The following is a 22,916-nucleotide window of genomic DNA, read 5'->3' as shown; positions in this document are numbered from 1 at the left end:
TTAATTCACTGAATGAATACAGATTAATTGAGGATTGTATTTCTAGTTTTTTCTAAAAAAATATTTATCTTTGTATTCCTCTCCTTTTTCAATCTCATCTATCAATTTCTATAGATTCTTTAGTTTTTAGATCAGTTAATTCTATTCATTTCAATAGATTGTAAAAAATTTTCCATTTTTTAACTAACAAATATTCCTAACTTTTCCTAAAATATAGAATCTAAAAATTTGAGTATTGACATTTCCCCGATAATTCATTGACATATTACGACAGTTCTATAAATTTATGTTTTCAAATTATTTGATTTTCCTCAACGAAGATATTTCAGAGGTGTAATTTATTTTTATTTTAAAAATTAATGCTAATAAATTTTTTAAACTAATTAATCTCGCTTTAAATATGTAATATAAAACAATTTGATGCACTAGATAAAAAGAGCTATAGATTAATGTGCAATAAAACTCTCTTTAAATTTACAGGTATGGTTCATACAGACCGTTTCAATCATGTGATCTCTAAATCTTTTTTAACTTCTGTTTTGAATACGTTTATTCGATAATCAAATTTAATAGTAAAGCTTAATTAGTCATTATTGCTTTCAAAATTCAGCAAAATGGCATGCTCATCAATGAGCATGCCATGCAACATTATGCAATTTTAATAATCGGTTTGAGTGTAATACCCTTATGACTATCTATCGCAGCTTGATTGATTTCATCAAATGCATAGAATTTTACAAGTTGGTCAAATGGAAATTTCCCTTGTTGATATAAGCGGACTAACTCAGGGATAAATTTCTTGGGCGAACCACTCCCCTCAACGACACCTAAAATAGTTTTCCCACCCAATAACAGATCATTTACATCAAATTGTGCAGTTGTGCCTAATTGAGGTGCACCTACTACGGCGATTTTACCTAAAATCCCCAGCGCATCAACACCTTGTTTTAATATCTCAGGTCGCCCAGTAGATTCCAATGCAAAGTTGGCTCCACCATCGGTAATCTCTTTAATCACCGCCACAGGATCTTGAGTTTTACTATTGATCACATGAGTTGCACCCAATTTTTTTGCCAGCTCCAAACGAGATTCAACAATATCAACAGCGATAATGATCGAAGCACCACACACTTTTGCCGCAAGCAAAGCACTCAGACCAACAGCGCCGGCACCCCAAGTCACAAAACTACTGGCTGGTGTCACTTTTAAAGCATTTATACATGCACCCGCACCTGTTTGAATACCACAACCTAATGGTCCTAATAGTTCGATTGGTACATCTTTGGTCACTTTAACCGTGTTATTTTCACGACTTAAAGCATAGGTTGCAAAGGAGGATTGGGCAAAAAAATGATCATTAACCACGCCATGATCATGGGTACAAAGTGCATGATTCCCTTCTGAATCTGCCCCACTAAAATTTCGTCCAAAAAACTCTGAACAATAGGCAGGATTTCCAGTATTACATTGGCTACATTTTCCACAATACCCGTAACTTAAAACCACATGATCGCCCACTTGAAGCTCTGTTACATTAGGACCGATCGCCTCGATAATTCCTGACCCTTCATGTCCAAGAACAGCAGGCAGCGGAACCGGGTAATATTGATCACGTACAATCAAATCGGTGTGACACATTCCTGTAGCAACTACTTTTACCAATACTTCATCATCTTGAGGCTGACGTATTTTTAAAGTTTGCAGCTCAAAGTCAGCACCTTTACATGGGGTCACTGCGGCAATAATATCTTTTAATTCACTCATGGTTTAACGTCCTGTAATAATTTATTTAATTGTTTAAAAAGGATAATGTGGCGCTTGAGCCTGTACAGTAATCCATTGCCACTGGGTAAATTCATCGGCATTGGCAGGGCCGCCAATACGCGTACCATTACCTGATGAACCAAAACCACCAAATGGATTGACCGTTTCATCATTTACAGTTTGATCGTTGATATGTAGCAAGCCCACTTTAAGCTGCGCACCGAGTTGCATACCACGTCCTACATTGGAGGTAATAATGCCTGCTGAAAGCCCATAATCGCCATCATTGGCTAATTCAATGACCTGTTCATCTGAGCTAAACGGGATCAACACCGCAACAGGACCAAAAATCTCCTCACTAAAAATCGAATTGTTTGCAGTCACATCGGTCAGTACAGTCGGTTGAAAAAATACCCCATCGGCATGTCCACCGATTTCCAATGTTGCGCCTTCATTAACCGCAGCACTGACCAATTGTTCTACACGTTGTGCTTGTTTGGCATTGATCAATGGCCCAATGGTGACATTCTTGTCACAAGGATTCCCCACCACAAAATTCTGCACTTTTTCAATTACACGCTGTTTGACCTGTTGATAAATTTTTTGGTGAATCAAAATCTTACCTGAGGTCATACAAATTTGCCCCGAATGTAAAAATGCACCCCATGCAATATTTTCTGCAGCCAACTCAATATCCGCATCATCCAAAATAATCAATGAGTTCTTGCCACCCAGTTCTAGGGAAACTTTCTTTAAGGTCTTTGCCGCATTCGCCCCTACAATCCGTCCAACTTGAGTTGATCCTGTAAATTGAATACTGGCAATATTTTTATCCAAAGTCAGTGCTTCACCAACTTCTGCCCCACCTGGCAATACATGTAGTAGTCCCTTGGGCAATCCTGCAAGTTCAAAAATCCGTGCAATCACATAGCCACTGCACACTGCTGTACGCTCATCAGGTTTTAACACCACCGCATTACCAAAGGCCAAAGCAGGAGCCACAGCACGTAAAGCTAAGTACAGTGGAAAGTTAAATGGAGAAATGACCCCAACAACACCTAAGGGCAAGCGTTTCGCTATACTTAATTTGCCATTTTGCGTAGGTAATAATGTGCCCTGTTCAGTTGCAGGTGACGCGATACAATGCTTAAGCACTTGAATCGCTATGCTTACTTCAAAGCCCGCTTTCAGTTGTAACGAGCCACTTTCCTTAACCAGCCACTCAATCACTTCCGCTTGATTTTCTGTCAGTAAAACAGTAGCTCGCTCAAACACTGCCTGACGCTCTTGATAGTTTAAAGCCCACCATTGTTGTTGGGCGGCTTTGGCTTGTTGTGCAGCACTCACCACATCAGCGGCAGTCGCATAACCGATTTCACCAAGCACTTGACCTGTTGCAACCTCAATCACACTGTAGCTATCTTGGGCAGACTGCCATGAACCGTTAAATAATTTTTTATCCCAAAGCTGTTTTGTGAATATAGACATGATGACCTCTTCAAAATTTATTTAGACAATTGCTTTACTGTTCTAACTGCATCCTTGTAAAAATGACGCAATCAATGTGTTACACCTGCTTTAAATTAAAAAATGTAAAAAACACGAAAATTCAGACCGTAATCCTTCCTAAATCCGCTTTCCGTTCGTGTGTCTGAAAGCAACTGCGCACTTAATTGAGTTTTTGCATTCAGCATTTGCTGAAACTCCAATCGCACTTGTTGCTTTTCCATATTCTGATCCAGTTTGATTCCATCCAATTGTTGTTCACCCCCATAATTTGCGGCATAACCGAGGGCGATTCTCTGTTTAGAATTCAAGTCATAACGTAAGTTAAATTGAGTTTGATAGCTGGTCGCTTGTGAAAGTGTTTGATCGCCCTTTCCCGCTTCATCGTTGTCTCCATACCAAATCACATCTTGATAAAGTTCAAAAGCAAGCTTGCCATATAGTGGCTGTACCCATGCCAGTTGAAGATCATACTTAAATCGATTTTCGCCTAAATTCACCGCATCATTTCGATCATATTGCCCAACTGGCAGATAAATAAATGGGGTAAATGCCAGATAACGACCCGATGAACCTTGTTCAGGTTGATTAATTAGCCAAAATGCAGAAGCAATCACTGGATCTGCAAAACCTGAGGCATTGTTTAAATCAGTATCGCCAATTTGCGTATGCCGTACTGTTCCAAACGGTAAAATTATTTGAGGCGTTGCACGTAAACCAGCGATGTCGGTGTAATGAATTAAGCGCGCGATACCGATATCCGATTTAGATTCAGCTCTGGTTTTTTCACCATTTTGGTAATAACCCTCCATTTGACTATGTTGATAATAGAACACACCTGCATTGGTGCCTTTTGGCAACGCGGTATAATCCCCCACGTTTACGTCAATCGCATGGCTATACTGTACAAACATGCCACTCAACATAAGAAGCAGGCTATTTTTATTGCTAAAACACATCATCTATTCCCTTTAGTTTCAAGCATCCTTTTCACTACTCATTGCACTTGTTTAAATTTTGAATCAAAAATCAATCGATTTATCCATGACGAATCGACCATCTACTACACTTAATAAATCGATTGATAGATTTGTTTTAATCAAATATGAGCCATAGAATATTTGCAGTTAGCGTGCCAATATTTTTATAATTAATAATCATATACTTAAAATAATATTACCTTTCCAATGTCCAATAAATGGACAGCATTGAGAATACACTGTCCAATCAATGGACAATCACTGGAAGCCTAAAACAAGGATGAGGGTTAGCGATGTTGACGAGTAGATGAAATATTCTCTAAACAATTAAATATGGCGTTTGTTGAACTGGCCGTGAACGATAAAGCGAAATTATGTTAATAAGACAAAAATTAAAATATAAGTTATTAAAAACATAATATATGACTAATCCTTAAATTTACTATTTTAATAAATCGTAAGATCAGAACATGAAAGCTATAACGAAGACTGCCATGAATTTGAGTAAATAAATCCAAATTATTAAATATAATTAAAAATTCAATTAAATTTGTCTTAATACAAGGTTTTATGTTTTAATCTCTATGTTCTTCATTCAATAACAATAATTGGACTCAGTATGACGAAACCTAAATTTTTACATGAATTACCAATTGAACAGTTAAAACAGATGTCTCAACAAGACATAAAGCAAACAATAAAAGCAGAACAGCTTTATTTTCGGCATAGGCCTAAAAAGATCTATTACCTTGCGGTAAATGGAGCTAAAAGCAAAAATGGTGGATTAGTTAAAGCGAGTGCATTGGTAGGAAGCTTCTTAGAGAATGGTGATGAGATTATCCATAGCCCTAACAACTCTGTAGCTATAAATATCTTTATCGGTAATAAGGCCCCAGAAGGCTTTTTGTACCAAGAAGGTGTTAATCATGGCTAAAGGTTTTGCAATTCATAACTCTATGACAAATCATGGAGGAATCATCCAAGCAACACAACAACGAACATCCCAAATGGGAAACCTATTTCTACGTGCTGGAGATGGTCACTTTTGCCCTAAGTGCAAATGTTGGTCTGAAATTGTTAAAAGCCATGATCATATTATTATGGATGGCAAAGCTGTTGCTTATGTTGATGACTTATTGACTTGTGGAGCTAAAATTTTACCTAAACAAGATCATGTTGTTGGAATAAGTCAAGGGGAAAACTATAGTAAGAATACAAATTCATCAAGCTTTTTAGCTCAAGGCTTAACTCTATATTCAGGTCAATATCAGTTAGTAAATAATTCAAATAATCAACCTTATAGCAATGTAAAATACATTGTTATCTATGCTGATGGTCATACTATTGAAGGTGTCACTGATGAAAATGGCATGACAGAAAAACTAGAACTTACAGAAAAAGCAGAAGATATTGAAATTAAACTTTTTGAGGCTGATTCATGGTAGATCGATATCAGACTACAACAACCAAAATTGCAAAAGTAGAAATTGTAAAATTAAAATCACCTATCCGCCTTATTATTTATGGTGGATCAAGGAAATCAAGTGATAATTCAGCATTTTTACATGCATCTAAAAACGTAATTAAAGATTATAAAAATGATTTACCTGTCAAAAGCTTTTTTATAAATAATGGTTCTAGGTCGGTGATTAGTGCATTAGAAACTCAAGAAAATAATACTGTTCAATCTCTTGATCTGTTTTGTCATGGCGATTCTGATGGACTTTACTATATTCTAGGCGCATCTTTAGATAAGACAATAACTCGCGAAGGGGTATTCAAGGGGAAGTTAGCGGCCAATATTTATAAAACTGTAATGATGGCTATTTGGCGAGGCTATGACTTTGATGGTAATCGAATTAAAAATCAAGCTGCTATTTCGAGCCTAAAACTTAGCGTATTTACAGAGCAGTCTAAAATTGAAATTCATGGCTGTAATACAGGTCGTGGTGACGATTGCTTTGCTTCTGAGCTATCATCCCAGCTATATAAGGCTGGGAAAAAACAAGGTGTTGTTATAGCACATGCTACATCGGCTAATCCAAATATTGATGGCACAACTACAGCCTCAGAGCAAGATTATCGACATGGTACTCGAATTATCTATTACAGAGGTAAAGCAGTTAAAACTGTAACAAATTCGGGGCGTATCACCGCAAATACTATAAAGGAAGCACTAGGTGGATAAATGTTAGGTTTAGAACTATCAGAAGCTCAATATTGGATTAATGTTTATGGCATTATTTTTTCTATATTAGTTATATCTCTGTCAATTAATTTTACCTTTTTTATTAACGACAAAATCAATAGATTCCTCTCAATCTTGATCTGTACTGCAATTATCACTCGTATCATAAATAGAGTCTTTGCTATTTCCTATATAGGTTTGATGGAACAAGAGCCATTATTGACTTTTATTTTCAAAGGAACAGATAAAAATATTTTTTCTGGAATGATTCCATTTGGTATCTCTTTAATTGCCTTAATCATCTTAATTGGACGATTAATCTATAACAGAAGAAAGAATATTTAACCTAACAAAAAACAATAGGGAGGCTAAATGGAAAGTTACGATTATTATATTACTGTTTATTCTGTAATTCTCACATTATTCATCGCTTCATTAAGTCTTAACTCTATTTTCTTTATAAAAGATAAAATTAATAAAGTACTCTCTTTTTTTGTCTTTACAGGTGTATATTCTTTAATTTTAAGTTACTTTTTTGAAAAATCTTCAATTGGTTATACACAACAAGAACTTTTACCAACGTTTATTTATAAAGGATATAATTCTCATATATTCCAAGGGAATACATATTTATTAATAACTTTAGTCCTTTTCATTCTATTAATTATAAGACTATTAATTAATAGAAAAACCCACATGGACAAGTAAAGGATAGAGCGTCTTGAATTTTTCAGGCTCTCTTTCAACTGAATTTATAAAAAAAGCTTTAGTATGGTGAAGTCGTGGAAAATTATGAATACTGGATTAACGTTTATTCTGCTGTTTTTTCAATATTAATTATATCTTTAAGCTTAAATTCTATTTTTTTTATAAAAGATAAAATTAATAAAGTTCTCTCTTTTTTTGTATTTACAGGTCTATATTCTTTAATTTTAAGCTACTTTTTTGGAAAAGCATTTATTGGTTACACTCAACAAGAATTGCCTTTTAAATTCATTTTTGAAGGCTATAGGGCTCACATCTTTCATGGAAATATATACCTATTAATAACTTTAGTCCTTTTCATTCTTTTAATTATAAGACTATTAATTAATAGAAAAAACGCACATCGACAAGTAAAGGATAGAGCATCTTGAATTTTTCAGGCTGTATTTCAGCTGAATCTATAAAAAATGCACTAGAGGACTGAATAAAAAATTACAATTAATTGCCAATATATTTATATATCGTTGTTCTTGAAATGTTTAAGCGTTTCGCTGTCCTTGCGATATTGCCATTTTCTTCTTGTAACACCTGCACAATCATTTGCTTGGTCAAGCTATTTAAGTTTTTATTTTCATCTAATATCAGTTGCTCACTTTGTTCATTAATCGCTAAATCAGCTTCAGGTAAATATAAATGATTTAAAATTTCACTGTCTTTAAACGCTGCGGATAGCTTCACCACATGAATTAATTCACGAATATTTCCTTCCCATGTGTGCCTATTAAATTGTTGTTCTACATGGCTTGACCATTGCGCTATGCCGAATTGATCCAGAACATGATGTAAAATGACCTGTTTATCTTGACGTAAGCGTAAGGGTTGTAAATGTACCTGAAAACCGCAAATACGATAATATAAATCACGGCGGAATGACTGCTGTTGTATTTTATTTTTTAAATCCTGATGTGTTGCACATAACAGTTTAAATGCTGACTTGATCGGTTTACGTCCTCCAACCCGATAGAACTGCTGATCTTGTAACACTCTTAAAATTTTCACTTGTAAATGTAAAGGCAAATCACCAATCTCATCGAGAAAGAGTATGCCTTGATCTGCCAGTTCAATTAAGCCTTTTTCGCCTTGCCGTTTAGCACCTGTAAAAGCGCCGCCTTCATAACCAAATAATTCTGCTTCAAGCAAATGATCTGGTATTGCACCACAATTAATTGAAATAAAAGGCAAATCCACATCAAGCCTCTGATGTAGCTGCTGAGCAAAATGATCCTTACCTGTACCTGTTTCTCCGGTAATCAATACAGGAATATCGGCTTTTAATGCTTTTAGCGCCTGATCAAGCAAATGCTGTGTCGTGAATTTGCTTGTTTTATGCTGCAACTGCCCATTCACACTACGTAGCTGGGCATAAAAAAATGCATGGTCAAAACTTTGAATTAAAAAACAATCACTCGAATTTAATGGATTCAAATGCTCAGTGAGTAAAAAATGATCCATTGGTTGCTGCAACAATTGCTCAATAGAGCAATTCAGCAATTTCAACGCCATTTGGTTGGCTTTGAGGATTTTTCCTGATTGATCCAGTACCATCATGCCCGTATAGGCATTGTCCAGCAAATCTTTGGAATGTTGAAAATAAAGGACCCGTTGATCAGGTTGTAGCGCTGCCTGAATAATCTTATTTTCCAAAATATAACTTTGGTAAAGTAAGTGACGCAACCAATTGCTCGCCAAAAGCCCTTGTGGTGAAGTGATATCTAAAGCGCCGAGCACATCACCACAGCCATTGAATATCGGAACCGATGCACAAGAATAATTTGAAAATTCGTCCAGATAATGTTGATGCCCTGTCATGATCATAGGCTGTTTAGACATCACACTACATGTCGGTGCAATCGCACCAAACACAGAGGGCTCAATAATACGACCCGTGCATAAATAATGATATTGGTCATCTAAATCAGGATTGTGACGTTCAGCAATAATTTTAAGCTGATGATTAATTAAGAAAACGATAACATCCTGTTGCCCAAATAAGCGCCAGACATCATTTAATACACCTTCAGCCAATGCGGCTAATTTTATATCGCCCTGTGAAAGGTCAGCGACAGGAAACTCGTGTAAGTCAGTGATTTTGGAGAAAGGACTTAAGCCCGAATTTTTTGCACTTTCCCAAAGCTGTAAAATAGGTGAATCTCGTTGCACAATCTCTGGTAGTTCTCCAGTATTGTAAAAGTTATATTTGATATTTTGCCAAGAAAATTCAGATAACCCATCCATAAGCCTATTCCAAATCCAGCAGTTGCTTTCGATCATCCCTTTGATGATCCTAATATAAAATCACCCTCTCTAGAATATGACAAGGGCTAAATACAATTAAATATGTAGCGCAAAATCTGCACAATCACAAAATCCCACACTGAGGTTTAAAATAAATATTGATGTAAATCACTTACGTTACACATTGCATACTGTCTTTAAATGCAGTCTAGACTTCATTCTTAAATGTTATTTTTCAATCTAAATAAAATGAAATCAAACAATATGTTTAATCAATGAAATCATAAATGGCGCAAATAACACCATGATAACCCCGGAAATAATCATGGATAGACTGGCAATCACCCCTTCCAACTCATGACGTTGTCTTGCTCGCGCAATCCCCATCGCATGAGCAGCATTTCCTAAAGCAGCGCCTTGTGCAATACGATTTTTATAACGCATCCATAACAGTAAAAAATCACCAAATAACATTCCTATTAAGCCAGTTATGACCGTAAACAAGGGAATTAAACTGATTGAACCACCAATCTTTTCAGTCAACTCCAAAGCAAATGGAATAGAAATCGAACGTGCCAAAAGACTATTTTTCAAAATTTCATCGAAATTGAACATACTTGCCAATAGCCAGCTGCTTAAGATCCCCACCAGCATAGACACACTAGAACTGACGATTAAAACGAAAAAATACTGTTTGACGATCACTCTATAACGAAATACAGGAATCGCAAATGCCACTGTAATTGGTCCTAACATGGCAACCAAATATTGGGTGTATAGGTAATAGTCTTGAAAGCGATGCTGAAATATAAAGATCAAAATAATACTGAGACTCGGTACCATAATAATCGGAGAAAAATATATTTTCTGGGTAAAAACAAATAAGTGCTTTGCCACGAAGTAACACAGTACCGTCCACAGCAAGTAAAAAATCCCCCACAACTCCGTCATTCCACATCATCCTGTTGCAAGAATATTTTCACCATCAACACAGAGCTTGCCATCACCAAAGCGGTACTGAGTAAAATCACCAGAAATATTTTCCAACCACTGATCAAAAGCAATTGCTGATACTGAATCACACCGACCACTGGCGGAATAAAAAACAGCAACAGCTCCCCCAACAGAATATCTGCACCTTGACTCACCTTTTCCAAGTTGAGCCATTGCATTTGCAATAAAATCAGCAATATAAAAAAACCTAAAACACCTGATGCAATGGGTAAATTCAACAGTTTTTGCAACATATATGCAAAACCCCAAATCGCTATAATCGAGCTGATTTGGTAGCTCGCGCGCTTGATGGTGGTTAACTCAGATATTGTATAAAACACTGTCATTTACATCCGTATATTCATCATGACTCAAGGTAAATTTAACGGTACATACCTTTTTCAACTTAAAATTGAGTGATATATCCGTAGTTTGCAGTGCATTAAAGAAAAAAATAGCTACAAAAGTAGCCGATAAAAATATAACAGTTTAGCCATTTTTTAAAAATCTGTTATATTTTTTCTCCTCATTTTCTGTACCTACAGCCAATCTAAATTATGGTGCAAGATCATAGGGTCTGTTGAAAGGTCGGCGATAATTGCGACAACGCAAGCCATTTATGAAATATCAACAAACCCTAACCATTATTTCTAAGTAGGTAGTTTTTATGGAACGATCTATTGTTTTTTCCAAACTTAATCATGACGGTCATGGGTCTATAGCGATCCAATGCCTCAAGCAACGATGGGGCATGCAATGAGTCTCGGATTAACTGCACTAGAACTGGCAAGAATTCAGTTTGCTTTCACTGTGTCTTTTCACATTATTTTCCCTGCAACCTCTATTGGTTTAGCTTGTTTCCTTGCACTGCTGGAATGGAAATGGTTGCGTACACAAAACCCTGTTTACAAAGACCTATTCAAATACTGGATTAAGATTTTTGCTGTTGCATTTGCTATGGGTGTTGTTTCAGGCATTGTCATGGCCTACCAGTTTGGTACCAACTGGAGTGAGTTCTCGCGTATCTCAGGGAGTGTGACGGGGCCATTACTCACCTATGAGGTTTTAAGCGCATTTTTCTTAGAAGCTGGCTTCTTAGGAATTATGCTTTTTGGTTGGGGCCGAGTCACCGCAAAAGCACATTTTTTTGCCACACTCATGGTCGCTATTGGAACCTGTATTTCAATGTTCTGGATTTTATCCTCCAACAGTTGGATGCAAACACCACAAGGTTTTGCAATTGAAAATGGCATCATTGTCCCGACGGACTGGTGGGCAATTGTATTTAACCCATCGTTCCCCTATCGCTTTGCACATATGGCAACTGCTGCATTTTTAGTTTCCTCATTATTGGTTGTAGGCACAGCTGGCTGGCATCTGCTTAAAGGACGCCGTGATGAATTAATTAAAAAATCATTTTCTATGGGTTTATGGATGGTGCTGGTAACCTCTTGTTTACAAGTGGTTATTGGCGACAACCATGGTTTAAACACCTTAAAACACCAACCTGCGAAATTGGCAGCAATTGAAGGACACTGGGAAACCAACCGTGATCACGCGATGCCACTTCTGCTGTTTGCAACACCAGACATGCAACAAGAAAAAAATACGACTGAATTTGGTATTCCCTATTTAGGCAGTTTAATTCTAACCCACTCATTAGATGGCGAAGTTACTGGATTAAAGGATTTTTCAGCTGAAGATCGCCCAAATGTAGCTATCGTATTTTGGAGTTTCCGTGTCATGGTAGGTCTTGGCATGTTAATGGTATTGCTATCCTTAACAGCCTTATGGCTACGCAAAAAGAATCGGCTATACGAGTCTACATGGTTTCATAAATTCGCCATTGTGATGGGTCCAACGGGTTATATCGCTTTACTCGCAGGTTGGGTTACTACGGAAGTGGGAAGACAGCCCTGGGTGGTTTATGGCGTATTACGTACCAAAGATGCTTTATCACATACTGTAACAGCTGACCAAGTGGGGCTGAGCCTGATCATTTTTGTACTGGTCTATACCGTGGTATTTGGTGCAGGGATTTATTATATGTTCAGACTCATGAAATCTGGACCTGAGTTTTTAACGCGTTTAGATCATGAAATAACCGGTTTAGGGCATTTTAAAACCCCATTACGACCACTCAGTGCTGTGGATGATCCAATAGATGGACAGCAACCGCCGCTAGATCAAAATAAGGAGAAACATCATGATTGATCTCGCTTTAATATGGGTCGGCATTATCGGTTTAGGTGTACTGATTTATGTGGTGATGGATGGCTTTGATTTAGGTATTGGAATTCTCTTTCCATTTATTCCAGACCGGCAAGAGCGTGATGTCATGATGAATACGGTCGCCCCTGTCTGGGATGGTAACGAAACATGGATGGTGCTTGGCGGTGCGGGATTATTTGCAGCCTTTCCGCTGGTCTATTCTACTGTACTCTCTGCTTTATACCTTCCCATTATCTTTATGGTGGTCGCATTGATTTTCCGTGGTGTTGCCTTCGAGTTCCGCTTTAAAGCAACTCGAACCAAATACTTATGGGATCAAGCCTTTATTTGGGGATCAATCTTATCTAGCTTTTTCCAAGGGGTTATCCTTGGTGCATATATCCAAGGTATTCAAACCACTGCGGGTATTTATAGTGGCGGTGTATGGGATTGGTTTACCCCTTTTTCACTTTTCACTGGTTTAGGTGTTGTGGTCATGTATGCCACTTTAGGTTGTGGCTGGTTGATTTTAAAAACGGAAGCGCGTTTACAAGACATCATGTATACGCTAATGCCAAAGCTGTTAATCACGTTAATGATTATTTTTGCTGCCGTCAGTATCTATACCCCGATCACACATCCTGAAATTGCCCAGCGCTGGTTTGCATCACCAAACCTTATCTATTTCAGCCCTGTGCCTATTTTAGTTGTACTCTTTTCTGGTTTAATTTTACATGCCTGTAAGCAACGACATGAGATCAAACCTTTTGTTTATACGCTGGCATTGGTTTTTCTGGCATTTACTGGATTTGTAATTAGTTTATGGCCAAACATCATTCCACCTTCAGTTTCAATTTGGCAAGCCGCTGCACCAGAATCAAGTCTTAAATTTACCTTGGTCGGTGCGGCAATTCTGATCCCAATTATTATCGCTTATACCTTCTTGTCTTATTGGGTTTTCCGAGACAAAGTCCGTATTGGTGATGAAGGCTATCATTGATCAAGGAGTTTTAGATGAACAAATACATCAAACAACTCAACCCAGCAACATGGTTTATTTTGTTGTGGTGTTTCGGTTTTGCAGCATTGGCTTTAATTGCGGGTTTGTTTAGATTAATGCTTAGTTTTGCCTATTAGGCATATACCTATTGATGATCTGACTAGCGAAGAAAAGATAAGCATTTAACTATGCTTATCCTTATTTATAGTCAAACCACCTAAATATTTATACAACTGATTTGCATCAAGTCATTGATCAGAAATGAAACTTAAGTATTTGTATAAACTTTTAGAAACTGCTGGTTATCAATTCACTTTTTGTGCTTTTGAAGCATAGATACTTATCCTACCGTGGGGCGACAAGGATGTCGCAGTTGAGCGGGGGTATATGAGCAAAAATAAAGCACTGCTTTGTTTGCAGCGCAAGAGCCCTGTTAAACGGAAGATTTTTGTCCCTTTTTATCTCTAAAAAGAGAGGCATCGCCTACGCAAAGATATTTAAACTTTGAATGTAAGGTGTGGCATTGCAAGCTTTTAGAATCAAACAACTTATTTTCTCCATATAATTGATTTAATTAAAATATTAATTAAGAGAAATTATATTCTTGTGTCTCAGTTTTTACAGGTTAACTATACTTGGACTCTTAAATATCCTGACTGCTAAAGATGATGTCCCTTATTTTTAATAGGGGCATCACTCGATTTATCGGATTAAGCAAAAATTAGAATTTAAAGGTATAGGTTGTGATAAAACGATTTTCCACAAAATCCTTGCCTGGCATATTTCCAACACCATATTTAATATCAGCATCAATATAGCGCCACTCTACCCCAAGACCTTTTAACCATCCTTCTGGAACAGTATAGTTTACAATCAAATTTTTCTCGGTTTCTTTATTATCCTTAAAACCAGCCCGATAAATGTCACTACCATTTAAATAACGCAAAGTTAACTTTAAGCCCGGTAGACCATGATCTTTAAAGTCATAACTATATAAGGCATGCCAAGTAAACTCTTTCGCTTTATAAAAAGCAATTGCAGACCAAGTCTGTAAATATCCTTGCGGAACATAACCATTTAAAAGTGGAATATTGTCCTCACCGAAATGCTTTTGCACGCCCGCTAAAAAGGTATTTGGGCCATGTTGTGCACTCGCTTGTAACCCTAGAGATTGAACATCGATGTTTCCAAAATAAGCATCGCCATCCTCTTTATAATTAAAATAGCGCGCATCTACTTTTAGCTTGGGCTCATTGACTTTTTCTGTATAAACCGCATTGAAATAGTGTTGTTGATAAATATCTTCCAACTGACCAAACCAGTATGAACCTGTGAAGTTAGGGGTAAGCTTATAGTCTAAGCCTATAAAATTTAAACCATCACTTCTTTTATTGGGATCTGTTGAGTTACCTAAAGTGAACTTTCTATATTCATCATCATCTCGGGCATTCACATGGGTAAAACGGCCTGCGGAAAGTTTTAAATTTTGAATGTCTTGACTTTCTAACATTGCTCCTGCATAAGTCGTCACCAATTGCCGAGAATCATCAATAAATAAAACCGGTGTTTTTGGGAAAAGCTCACCGACTTTAAGTTCTGTATTTTGGTATTTAACTTTTAAGGTTGCACCTAATTTTAAATAATCTCGTGCTTGTTGAGCTTCGTCTTGATCATATTTAAAAACGGTATCTAAGCGCTCATCATAACGGTCATTTAAACGTAATGCATATTGGAAACCAAAATCTAAACCCACTTGCAAGGGTGTGTCGCTATAACCCGACTCAAAACGTCCAGATGCAGCCTGCGACCAACTCCCCAGATCATTCGTGGTATCTTCGAAGTCGCGCTCAATATAGAAATTACGTAAATAAATACTGGTTTTACTCTCTTCTAAAAACTCAGCATAAGCAGTATCTATACTCAAACATCCAAACAATGTATAAAGTGCAACTCGTTGAGTTCTATAAAGCAAATCTGGCTTTAACATGGGAAATCCTTTCCTGAATATTTGAAATTCTTGTTGTGTAAGTTCTAAGGTGATCTTTGTCTTATCCTCAAGACAAAGACTTTTGTACTCCCTTAAAATACAAATAAATTCAAACCAATATGATTAAGGGAATTCATCACCACGATCAATTATCGGAATTATTAATGTAATTTTCCATGTACAAAGCGGTATATATTTATACCTTTTACATCATAGCAATGATATTTTAAAATAGATTAATGATTTCCACGTAGTAAACATCTATTAAGAAATTGAATTATAATAATTTATTAATTAATCAACTGCGTATTGAGATTACCATTATCAACAGGTAATTTCATCATAACAATTTTCCCCTTTGCTGAGATAAATATACCTTTTAAGTATTTAAAGATACCGAATTCAGTCTAGATAAGGCTATAACATTCAATTAAGGTATATAGAAGGATTCATCAACGAAGCAATATCAGGAGTGATGCTGGCTCAACTCATAACATCTCTTAAAAGTGATAACGTGATCCAGCATTATGGCAAGATTAAGGAGATAGCCATGACAGCCAATAATATTAGAATTTTCGAGACGGAAGAAGTACAGAATTTCATTAATCTACTCAGTGGACTTGAGCAAGAAGGTGGAAATCCTCGCACTAAGCAAATCGTTCATCGGGTGGTTTCTGACTTATTTAAGACCATTGAAGATTTAGAAATTTCTTCTGATGAATATTGGGCTGCAGTTGCATATTTAAACCAATTAGGCACCAGCCATGAAGCAGGCTTACTTTCTCCTGGTTTAGGCTTTGACCACTTCCTTGATATGCGTATGGATGCAATTGATGCTGCTTTGGGTATTGAGAACCCAACCCCGCGTACCATTGAAGGCCCACTTTATGTCGCAGGTGCCCCTGTTGCACAAGGTTTTGCCCGTATGGATGATGGCAGTGATCCAAATGGTCATACCCTGATTTTACACGGCACGATTTACGCGGCAGATGGCCAACCACTGCCAAATGCACAAGTAGAGATCTGGCATGCCAATACCAAAGGTTTCTATTCCCACTTTGATCCAACTGGCGAACAACAGCCTTTTAACATGCGTCGCACCATTATGACAGATGCTCAAGGTCAATATCGTGTACAAACCATTCTGCCTGCAGGTTATGGCTGTCCACCAGATGGCCCAACTCAACAATTATTGAATCAGTTAGGCCGCCATGGTAATCGCCCTGCACATATTCATTTCTTTGTAACAGCAGAAGGCCATCGCAAATTAACTACGCAAATTAACGTAGCTGGTGACCCATACACTTATGATGACTTCGCCTATGCAACACGTGAAGGTCTTGTGATTGACGCAATCGAACATACTGATGCAGCGACGATTCAAGCCAACGGTGTTGAAGGCCCATTTGCTGAAATGGTATTTGACCTCAAACTCAGTCACCTCGTAGATGGTGTTGATAACAATGTGGTTGACCGCCCTCGCCTACAAGCTTAATACAGCTAAAAGTCATATTGTGAATCTTGAAATCAGGCTAGCTGTAACGGTTTAGCCTGTTTTACTTTATGGAAAAGATATTTAAATGGATATTCATACTTTTGATGCAGCGACTAATCATGTTTTAGCCGCACTTCCTGAATACACGATACCATTGGCTCGGCTACGAGCCATTCTACAGGCAGGCCAATTTCCGACAGTGACAGTGATTGGTAAATATAATCATGGTAAAAGCCGACTGTTAAATGAGCTTATTGGTCAAGATATTTTCTCAGTAGCGGATAAACGAGAAACGGTAGCTCTCTCCGAACATCTGCAACATCATATCCGTTGGTTAGATGCACCAGGTTTAGATGCTGATGTGGCGACAATCGATGATCAACTTGCTCAAGATGCAATGTGGAATAAAGCCGATATTCGCCTAATGGTCCATTCAGTACGTGAGGGTGAGTTTGATCCTTATGAATTACATTTATTCCAGCAATTCGAGCAAGATGCAAAGCAAACTCAACGTCAAAGCTTACTGTTGCTTACCCAAATTGACCAAATTCCAGATCAAACCGTTTTAGCGCAGATTATCGATAGCATTCAAAATCAAGCACCAACTGCAACTGTACTACCTGTATCAGCTACACGGCACCGTCAAGGGATCGAAAATTCCAAACCTATACTGGTACAACGCAGTGGTATCCCCGAACTACAACACATACTTCATCAGATGCTTGAGCAAGTCCCCGCAATACGTCAATTTGAAAAAAAGCAGATCATTGTTGATCTAAAAATGCGCTTATCCCAGCAGCTAGAAAACATTCAAAGTAACATTCAGCAACTGACAGCAAGCTTACAGCAACAACGCCAAAATTTTGAGCGTGATCTCAATCAAATATTAGATAAAGTGCGTCAAGATTTACAGCCGGTCCTACAGATCTCTGGGCAGGATAATTCGCTAGAACCAGATTCTTTTGCCAATATGTATAAAGTGACCGCAGGCAAACGTGATCGTAACCGTATTCAAGTGGCTTATTCTCGTGCCTGTATCGAGATCAATAGCCATTTGGTGCGCTATGGTGTGATTGGTTTACCAGATACGCAAAAAAGTAATGTCCGTAGTCTAGATACGGTCATGGTTGCGGTGATGGGGGTCTCGGTCAAACTGCGTAAAGATCTCAATCTTATTTTTATCGAAGAATCAGGTCGTGAACGTTTACGTAGTGAATTTGCCCATTATTTTGAATTGTCTTCTGATCGAATGGAGTTGCAACAACAATTACTTAACTTTCAGCAGCAACAGCAGCTCATCATACAAGCCCAGCAGGCATCAACCACTTTGGAGCTGGTATAATGACCGTCCATGATTCCCATGATTCGATTCAGACACTGATTGCGAGCACCCAAGCTTTTGATCAGCAGGAATCCGACATCATGCTACATTTAAATAAGATGCACACTTGGCATCAGCAACTGGCAATCAATCTCAATAAACAACGTATCAATCCGATTGGACTGACATCACATAGTCAGATTGCCCAAGACATTGCAACACTCAATTCGCAGCTTGAAAGTTATCTCAGCCATTGGGAAACACAATTAGAGACACTACATGCCGCCCAATCCATCGCAGATCATTTTGACGACAAGATTATTTTGCTGATTTTCGGAAAATTCAATGCTGGTAAAAGTTCATTCTGTAACGTATTGGCAGAGTGTTTTCATAGGCGTCAGGAAAGCATTGAATATTTTTATCTCGACTCAGGTGAAATTATTAAAAGTCAGGAGCGTTTTAAAGAAGGTGCCACAGAAACCACCACACGCTTACAAGGTGTTTGCTTAGCGGACAATCTCATTTTGCTGGATACTCCAGGACTCCATTCAGTTACGCCTGAAAATGCCGCATTAACTCAACGCTTTATGGATAGTGCAGATGGTGTCCTTTGGCTAAGTAGTTCCTCCTCACCCGGTCAGGTCAAAGAGTTAGCGGCTTTGGGGCAGGAATTACGTAGACATAAACCGTTATTGCCAGTGCTTACACGCAGTGATTATTTTGAAGAAGATGAAGTCGATGGTAATATTTGCCAAATTCTATGCAATAAAACGTCTGACCAACGTTATCTGCAAGAAACCGATGTTTATACTCGTGCTATTGACCAACTGATCGCAATGCAAGTTGATCCTGTACTGTTACAATCACCAATTTCAACCTCCTCTCAGATGTTGAAAAATGCGGATTTCAATGATCAGGCCATGCAAAATGCAGGTTTTAATCGTTTATTTGACGCACTTCTACATTTAATCCAACCTGCTCTGGCTTATAAACAGCGTAAACCAGCGGAAGCCTTGTTACATCATTTACAAGAGCAAATTCTAGCCCCCTTACAACTTGAGGTTGTACCACAACTACATCAATTACAACAGCAGCTAAGCAATGCCGTGAGCGCTTTAGCACAACATAAACAACAAATCATTACGCAAACATGGCGCAGTATGATTGCATCTCTGCCAAGCTTATTAGAGCGACATTCCGAACAGCAAGCATTGGATGAATTATATAGTGAACTGACCCAACAGGCTCAACAGCTTCTATCACAACATATTGCTAATACTTTATCGGATTATCAACTGCAATATCCCCCTCTCAGTCCGTTACAGTTTGCTGAGCATCTGGCTTATGAAGTGATTTATGCCGATGATGCAACCGAGATCTTAGCCATTGGCCATGACCGTTTATATAGCGAGATCTCACATAGTTTGTGGCAAAAGCTTGATCTATATAGCGATGAAGTTATCGCACAATGCCAAGAACTGCTAAGCAATCTTCAAGAGCAAATTGCCACCATCCAGCAAGGCTTAATCAATGACGAACAGGAACTGCAATACATTGCGAATTCATTAAGAATGCAAGGATAAACACCGAAAATGTCATTTTAAAATCATTAACTCAATAGATCTCATTCATAAATCAAAAAAATGATCATGTTGAGTGAATCATATTGATATTGAAAGTCCCTTCTCCCGTTGGGAGAAGGCGAGGATGAAGGGATTTTATATTGATCTCAGCTCAAACATATACTCGATTAATCCCCATCCAGTTGAAGTGGAATCCCTTCTTCTTCAAAGACCTGTCGAATACACTCTAAAATCTTGGGTAAATAAGGACTTTGATCCATATTTCTCACAGCTAATGAAATAGGACTATAGGCCTCTATATCCAAAATCGGAATATAGACCAGATTTTTCATGCCTATTTCACTGGCGCTTTCAGGAATAATGCATATCCCCTCCCCAGATGAAACCAAGCCCAAAGCCATATGGATTTCTCGAACTTCAACCATATCTTTCGGTACCAAGCCTAATTCGGTAAAAATGGATTGAATCAAGGTTGAAAAATTAGGCTTTTGTGTGGCTGGATAAGAAAAAATAGGTTCATTGATAATTTGCGATAAATAAATACCTTTATCAATATAACTGGTTAAATGATGATTTTTATGCGCGGCTAATTTTAATTTCTCTTTGTATAATAAAATGCGCTTAATCGATGGATCACTAATTCTTAAACGACCAAAGCCTAAATCTATTTTACCGAGTTTGAGTGCTTCGATTTGATCCTTGGTACTGTATTCAATCAGCTCAACCTGAATATCAGGGTTATTTTGACGAAATAAATAAATTACCTGAGGCAATAACGCATACAGCAATGAACTGACATAACCAATACGGACAATTGTATTCATTGAACTAATACGCTTCGCCATAGAGGTGGCTTGTGCAGTATGGGTCAAAATTTGTACCGCATGTTGGTAAAAGAATTGTCCTGCTTCAGTTGTTCTTACTGGACGTGTGCCACGCTCAAATAAAAGAATACCGAGTTCTTCTTCTAACTTTTGAATCTGACGACTCAATGGCGGTTGAGCAATACATAATTTCTCTGCAGCTTTGGTAATACTCTGCTCTTCGACCACTGTAACGAAATAACGAAGATATCTTAATTCCATCTCTCTAAATCCCTTTTATATACCTTTTAAGTATCTAAAAATACCAAAATCGGCCTAGTTAAAGATATTACATTAAATTAGGGTATATAAATAGATTGATACTTAAGAAATAACCACGATGTACAAGTCCATAGAAACGCTGTTAATCGAAATTCCAACGATACGCCCTCACAAGATGGCCGTTGCGACAATGCAAACCCAAACCTTGGTCCTGATTAAAATCACGACTGAAGATGGTTTAATTGGCTGGGGTGAAGCGACCACAATTGGCGGTTTAGGTTATGGCGAAGAAAGTCCTGAAAGTGTAAAGACCAATATCCAAACCTATTTTGCGCCATTGTTAAAAACACTGTCTGGTGCCAATATTGCCCAAACAATGCAAGTGATCCATCGGAATATCAACGGTAATCGTTTTGCGAAATGTGCTGTTCAAACTGCATTATTAGATATTCAAGCGCAACGTTTAGGTCAACCCCTGAGTGAGATTCTCGGCGGTCGCTTACGTGACAGTATTCCTGTGCTTTGGGTTTTGGCGTCGGGCAATACCGAAAAAGACATTGCCGAAGCAGAAAAAATGATTGCGTTAAAACGCCACAATGTCTTTAAGTTAAAAATCGGTTCACGTCCTGTTGAACAAGATGTTGAGCATGTATTGGCAATCAAAAAAGCCTTGGGTGCAGACATCTCAATTCGTGTAGACGTTAACCGTGCTTGGTCTGAACTGAATGCAATTAAAGGGATTCAAATGCTTCAAGATGGTGGCGTTGACCTGATTGAACAGCCTTGCGCAATTCATAATATTGATGCTATGCAACGTCTTAGCCGTAAGTTTGATATCGCGATCATGGCAGATGAGTCGTTAACTGGTCCACAAAGTGCTTATAACTTGGCAAAAACCAATGCAGCCTCTGTTTTTGCGGTAAAAGTTGCGCAATCTGGTGGTCTGATTGAAGCATGCGAAGTCGGTAAAATCGCCAATCTGGCAGGTATTGATCTTTATGGTGGCACTATGCTTGAAGGTCCTGTTGGAACAATTGCCTCAGCACATGCCTTCTCTACATTTAGCAATCTCGCAGCAGGAACTGAATTATTTGGCCCACTGCTACTGACTGAAGAAATTTTAAAAACACCGCTTCAATATGGCAATTTTGAGCTCAAAATTCCAACTGGTCCGGGGCTCGGTATTGAACTAGATGAAGACAAAATCGACAACCTACGTCGTCAATAATTCAAGGAGCTGACATGCTTTTCCAAGTACGAATGGATGTACACATCCCCCTCGATATGCCCGTCGAAAAAGCCAATGAAATTAAAGCAATTGAAAAGGCTTATTCACAAGATTTACAACGTCAAGGGAAATGGCGTCATATCTGGCGTATTACAGGCCAATACTCAAACACCAGTATTTTTGATGTAGAGAGCAATGAAGAACTCCACAATATTTTACAGGGATTGCCTTTATATCCTTATATGAATATCGAAGTGACTGCTTTAAACCGTCATCCGTCTTCAATTCGAGAAGATGACCATTAAGCAGCGGGTGTAAATTCATTGACCAAATAACTGTGAGATAAGTTCTTTCTCACAGTTTTTTAAGTTTCTATACATGTCTATCTTTGCTAATACGGCATGTATAGAAATTTAAAAACATGGATAAAAGGTTCGTCTTATGATTGATAAAAGTAAGCTCTCGTTGTCTGAGGTTCTATCTCAAATCAAAGATGGTGCAACCATTATGATTGGTGGCTTTGGAACAGCAGGACAGCCCGCAGAGCTGATCGATGGGCTGATTGAACTTGGCGT

The 22,916-nt window shown here is 37.9% G+C and carries 22 protein-coding genes; 14 read left to right on the top strand and 8 right to left on the bottom strand.

Annotation, left to right across the window (positions count from 1 at the left end; genetic code table 11):
* Positions 1 to 648 precede the first annotated feature (648 nt).
* The 3 genes from ACG916_RS19765 to ACG916_RS19755 form a co-directional block, all read right to left on the bottom strand.
* Complete coding sequence (locus tag ACG916_RS19765) at positions 649 to 1,764, bottom strand: NAD(P)-dependent alcohol dehydrogenase (RefSeq protein WP_419329205.1); 1,116 nt, start codon at positions 1,762 to 1,764, stop codon at positions 649 to 651.
* Between the two features lie 33 nt (positions 1,765 to 1,797).
* Positions 1,798 to 3,252: a benzaldehyde dehydrogenase gene (locus ACG916_RS19760; protein WP_419329206.1), complete on the bottom strand. Its 1,455-nt coding sequence runs from the start codon at positions 3,250 to 3,252 to the stop codon at positions 1,798 to 1,800.
* Between the two features lie 95 nt (positions 3,253 to 3,347).
* A complete protein-coding gene (locus ACG916_RS19755; protein ID WP_336954167.1) occupies positions 3,348 to 4,229 on the bottom strand; it encodes a transporter in 882 nt (293 codons plus the stop codon).
* A gap of 640 nt (positions 4,230 to 4,869) precedes the next feature.
* Here ACG916_RS19755 and ACG916_RS19750 point away from each other — a divergent pair.
* From ACG916_RS19750 to ACG916_RS19730, 5 genes are all read left to right on the top strand, one after another.
* A complete protein-coding gene (locus ACG916_RS19750) occupies positions 4,870 to 5,184 on the top strand; it encodes a hypothetical protein (protein ID WP_419329207.1) in 315 nt (104 codons plus the stop codon).
* Positions 5,177 to 5,695 carry a PAAR domain-containing protein gene (locus ACG916_RS19745; protein WP_419329208.1) on the top strand — a complete coding sequence of 173 codons (519 nt, stop codon included), beginning with the start codon at positions 5,177 to 5,179 and terminating at the stop codon, positions 5,693 to 5,695. The genes ACG916_RS19750 and ACG916_RS19745 overlap by 8 nt, the downstream gene beginning before the upstream one ends.
* Positions 5,689 to 6,438, top strand: a complete 750-nt coding sequence (locus tag ACG916_RS19740; RefSeq protein WP_419329209.1) for a hypothetical protein — start codon at positions 5,689 to 5,691, stop codon at positions 6,436 to 6,438. The genes ACG916_RS19745 and ACG916_RS19740 overlap by 7 nt, the downstream gene beginning before the upstream one ends.
* Positions 6,439 to 6,783: a hypothetical protein gene (locus tag ACG916_RS19735; protein WP_419329210.1), complete on the top strand. Its 345-nt coding sequence runs from the start codon at positions 6,439 to 6,441 to the stop codon at positions 6,781 to 6,783.
* 437 nt (positions 6,784 to 7,220) lie between these two features.
* Positions 7,221 to 7,574 (top strand): hypothetical protein, encoded by a 354-nt coding sequence (locus ACG916_RS19730; protein ID WP_419329211.1) that lies wholly within the window; start codon positions 7,221 to 7,223, stop codon positions 7,572 to 7,574.
* A gap of 67 nt (positions 7,575 to 7,641) precedes the next feature.
* Here ACG916_RS19730 and ACG916_RS19725 read toward each other — a convergent pair whose 3' ends face one another.
* From ACG916_RS19725 to ACG916_RS19715, 3 genes are all read right to left on the bottom strand, one after another.
* A complete protein-coding gene (locus ACG916_RS19725; protein WP_419329212.1) occupies positions 7,642 to 9,438 on the bottom strand; it encodes a sigma-54-dependent Fis family transcriptional regulator in 1,797 nt (598 codons plus the stop codon).
* Between the two features lie 255 nt (positions 9,439 to 9,693).
* A complete protein-coding gene (locus tag ACG916_RS19720; RefSeq protein WP_419329213.1) occupies positions 9,694 to 10,389 on the bottom strand; it encodes an LrgB family protein in 696 nt (231 codons plus the stop codon).
* The gene (locus ACG916_RS19715) at positions 10,386 to 10,778 is read right to left on the bottom strand and encodes a CidA/LrgA family protein (protein WP_419329214.1); all 393 of its coding nucleotides are present in this window, start codon (positions 10,776 to 10,778) and stop codon (positions 10,386 to 10,388) included. The genes ACG916_RS19720 and ACG916_RS19715 overlap by 4 nt, the downstream gene beginning before the upstream one ends.
* Before the next feature lie 409 nt (positions 10,779 to 11,187).
* Here ACG916_RS19715 and ACG916_RS19710 point away from each other — a divergent pair, with 409 nt between their 5' ends.
* The 3 genes from ACG916_RS19710 to ACG916_RS19700 are packed head-to-tail and all read left to right on the top strand — an operon-like array spanning position 11,188 to position 13,779.
* On the top strand, positions 11,188 to 12,645 hold the full coding sequence (locus tag ACG916_RS19710) for a cytochrome ubiquinol oxidase subunit I (RefSeq protein ID WP_419329216.1): 1,458 nt from the start codon (positions 11,188 to 11,190) through the stop codon (positions 12,643 to 12,645).
* Entirely contained in the window at positions 12,638 to 13,642 is a 1,005-nt protein-coding gene (cydB, locus tag ACG916_RS19705) for a cytochrome d ubiquinol oxidase subunit II (RefSeq protein WP_419329217.1), read from the top strand. The genes ACG916_RS19710 and cydB overlap by 8 nt, the downstream gene beginning before the upstream one ends.
* A gap of 14 nt (positions 13,643 to 13,656) precedes the next feature.
* Positions 13,657 to 13,779 carry a DUF2474 family protein gene (locus ACG916_RS19700; protein WP_004721553.1) on the top strand — a complete coding sequence of 41 codons (123 nt, stop codon included), beginning with the start codon at positions 13,657 to 13,659 and terminating at the stop codon, positions 13,777 to 13,779.
* A gap of 584 nt (positions 13,780 to 14,363) precedes the next feature.
* Here ACG916_RS19700 and ACG916_RS19695 read toward each other — a convergent pair.
* Entirely contained in the window at positions 14,364 to 15,629 is a 1,266-nt protein-coding gene (locus ACG916_RS19695) for an OprD family outer membrane porin (protein WP_419329219.1), read from the bottom strand.
* A gap of 550 nt (positions 15,630 to 16,179) precedes the next feature.
* Here ACG916_RS19695 and catA point away from each other — a divergent pair.
* From catA to ACG916_RS19680, 3 genes are all read left to right on the top strand, one after another.
* Entirely contained in the window at positions 16,180 to 17,124 is a 945-nt protein-coding gene (gene catA / locus ACG916_RS19690; RefSeq protein WP_336954088.1) for a catechol 1,2-dioxygenase, read from the top strand.
* Between the two features lie 85 nt (positions 17,125 to 17,209).
* Positions 17,210 to 18,466: a GTPase gene (locus ACG916_RS19685; RefSeq protein ID WP_419329220.1), complete on the top strand. Its 1,257-nt coding sequence runs from the start codon at positions 17,210 to 17,212 to the stop codon at positions 18,464 to 18,466.
* Positions 18,466 to 20,028 (top strand): dynamin family protein, encoded by a 1,563-nt coding sequence (locus ACG916_RS19680; protein WP_419329221.1) that lies wholly within the window; start codon positions 18,466 to 18,468, stop codon positions 20,026 to 20,028. The genes ACG916_RS19685 and ACG916_RS19680 overlap by 1 nt, the downstream gene beginning before the upstream one ends.
* A gap of 167 nt (positions 20,029 to 20,195) precedes the next feature.
* On the opposite strand, the gene catM is transcribed toward ACG916_RS19680, so the two are convergent.
* The gene (catM, locus tag ACG916_RS19675; RefSeq protein WP_034617960.1) at positions 20,196 to 21,113 is read right to left on the bottom strand and encodes a cis,cis-muconate-binding transcription regulator CatM; all 918 of its coding nucleotides are present in this window, start codon (positions 21,111 to 21,113) and stop codon (positions 20,196 to 20,198) included.
* A 118-nt stretch (positions 21,114 to 21,231) separates the two neighbouring features.
* Between catM and ACG916_RS19670 the strand changes: the two genes are divergently transcribed.
* The 3 genes from ACG916_RS19670 to ACG916_RS19660 form a co-directional block, all read left to right on the top strand.
* Positions 21,232 to 22,341: a muconate/chloromuconate family cycloisomerase gene (locus tag ACG916_RS19670; RefSeq protein ID WP_419329222.1), complete on the top strand. Its 1,110-nt coding sequence runs from the start codon at positions 21,232 to 21,234 to the stop codon at positions 22,339 to 22,341.
* A 14-nt stretch (positions 22,342 to 22,355) separates the two neighbouring features.
* Positions 22,356 to 22,646, top strand: a complete 291-nt coding sequence (gene catC, locus ACG916_RS19665) for a muconolactone Delta-isomerase (RefSeq protein ID WP_004820442.1) — start codon at positions 22,356 to 22,358, stop codon at positions 22,644 to 22,646.
* 136 nt (positions 22,647 to 22,782) lie between these two features.
* Positions 22,783 to 22,916, top strand: a 134-nt coding sequence (locus ACG916_RS19660) for a CoA-transferase (protein WP_419329223.1), incomplete at its 3' end; no start/stop codon positions are given.

Origin of the sequence: Acinetobacter legionensis (assembly GCF_048552295.1) — a bacterium.
In the GTDB taxonomy this organism is placed as follows: Bacteria; Pseudomonadota; Gammaproteobacteria; order Pseudomonadales; family Moraxellaceae; genus Acinetobacter.
The sequence above is the reverse complement of the archived record's forward strand: the minus strand, read 5'-3'. Positions and strand labels throughout refer to the sequence as shown.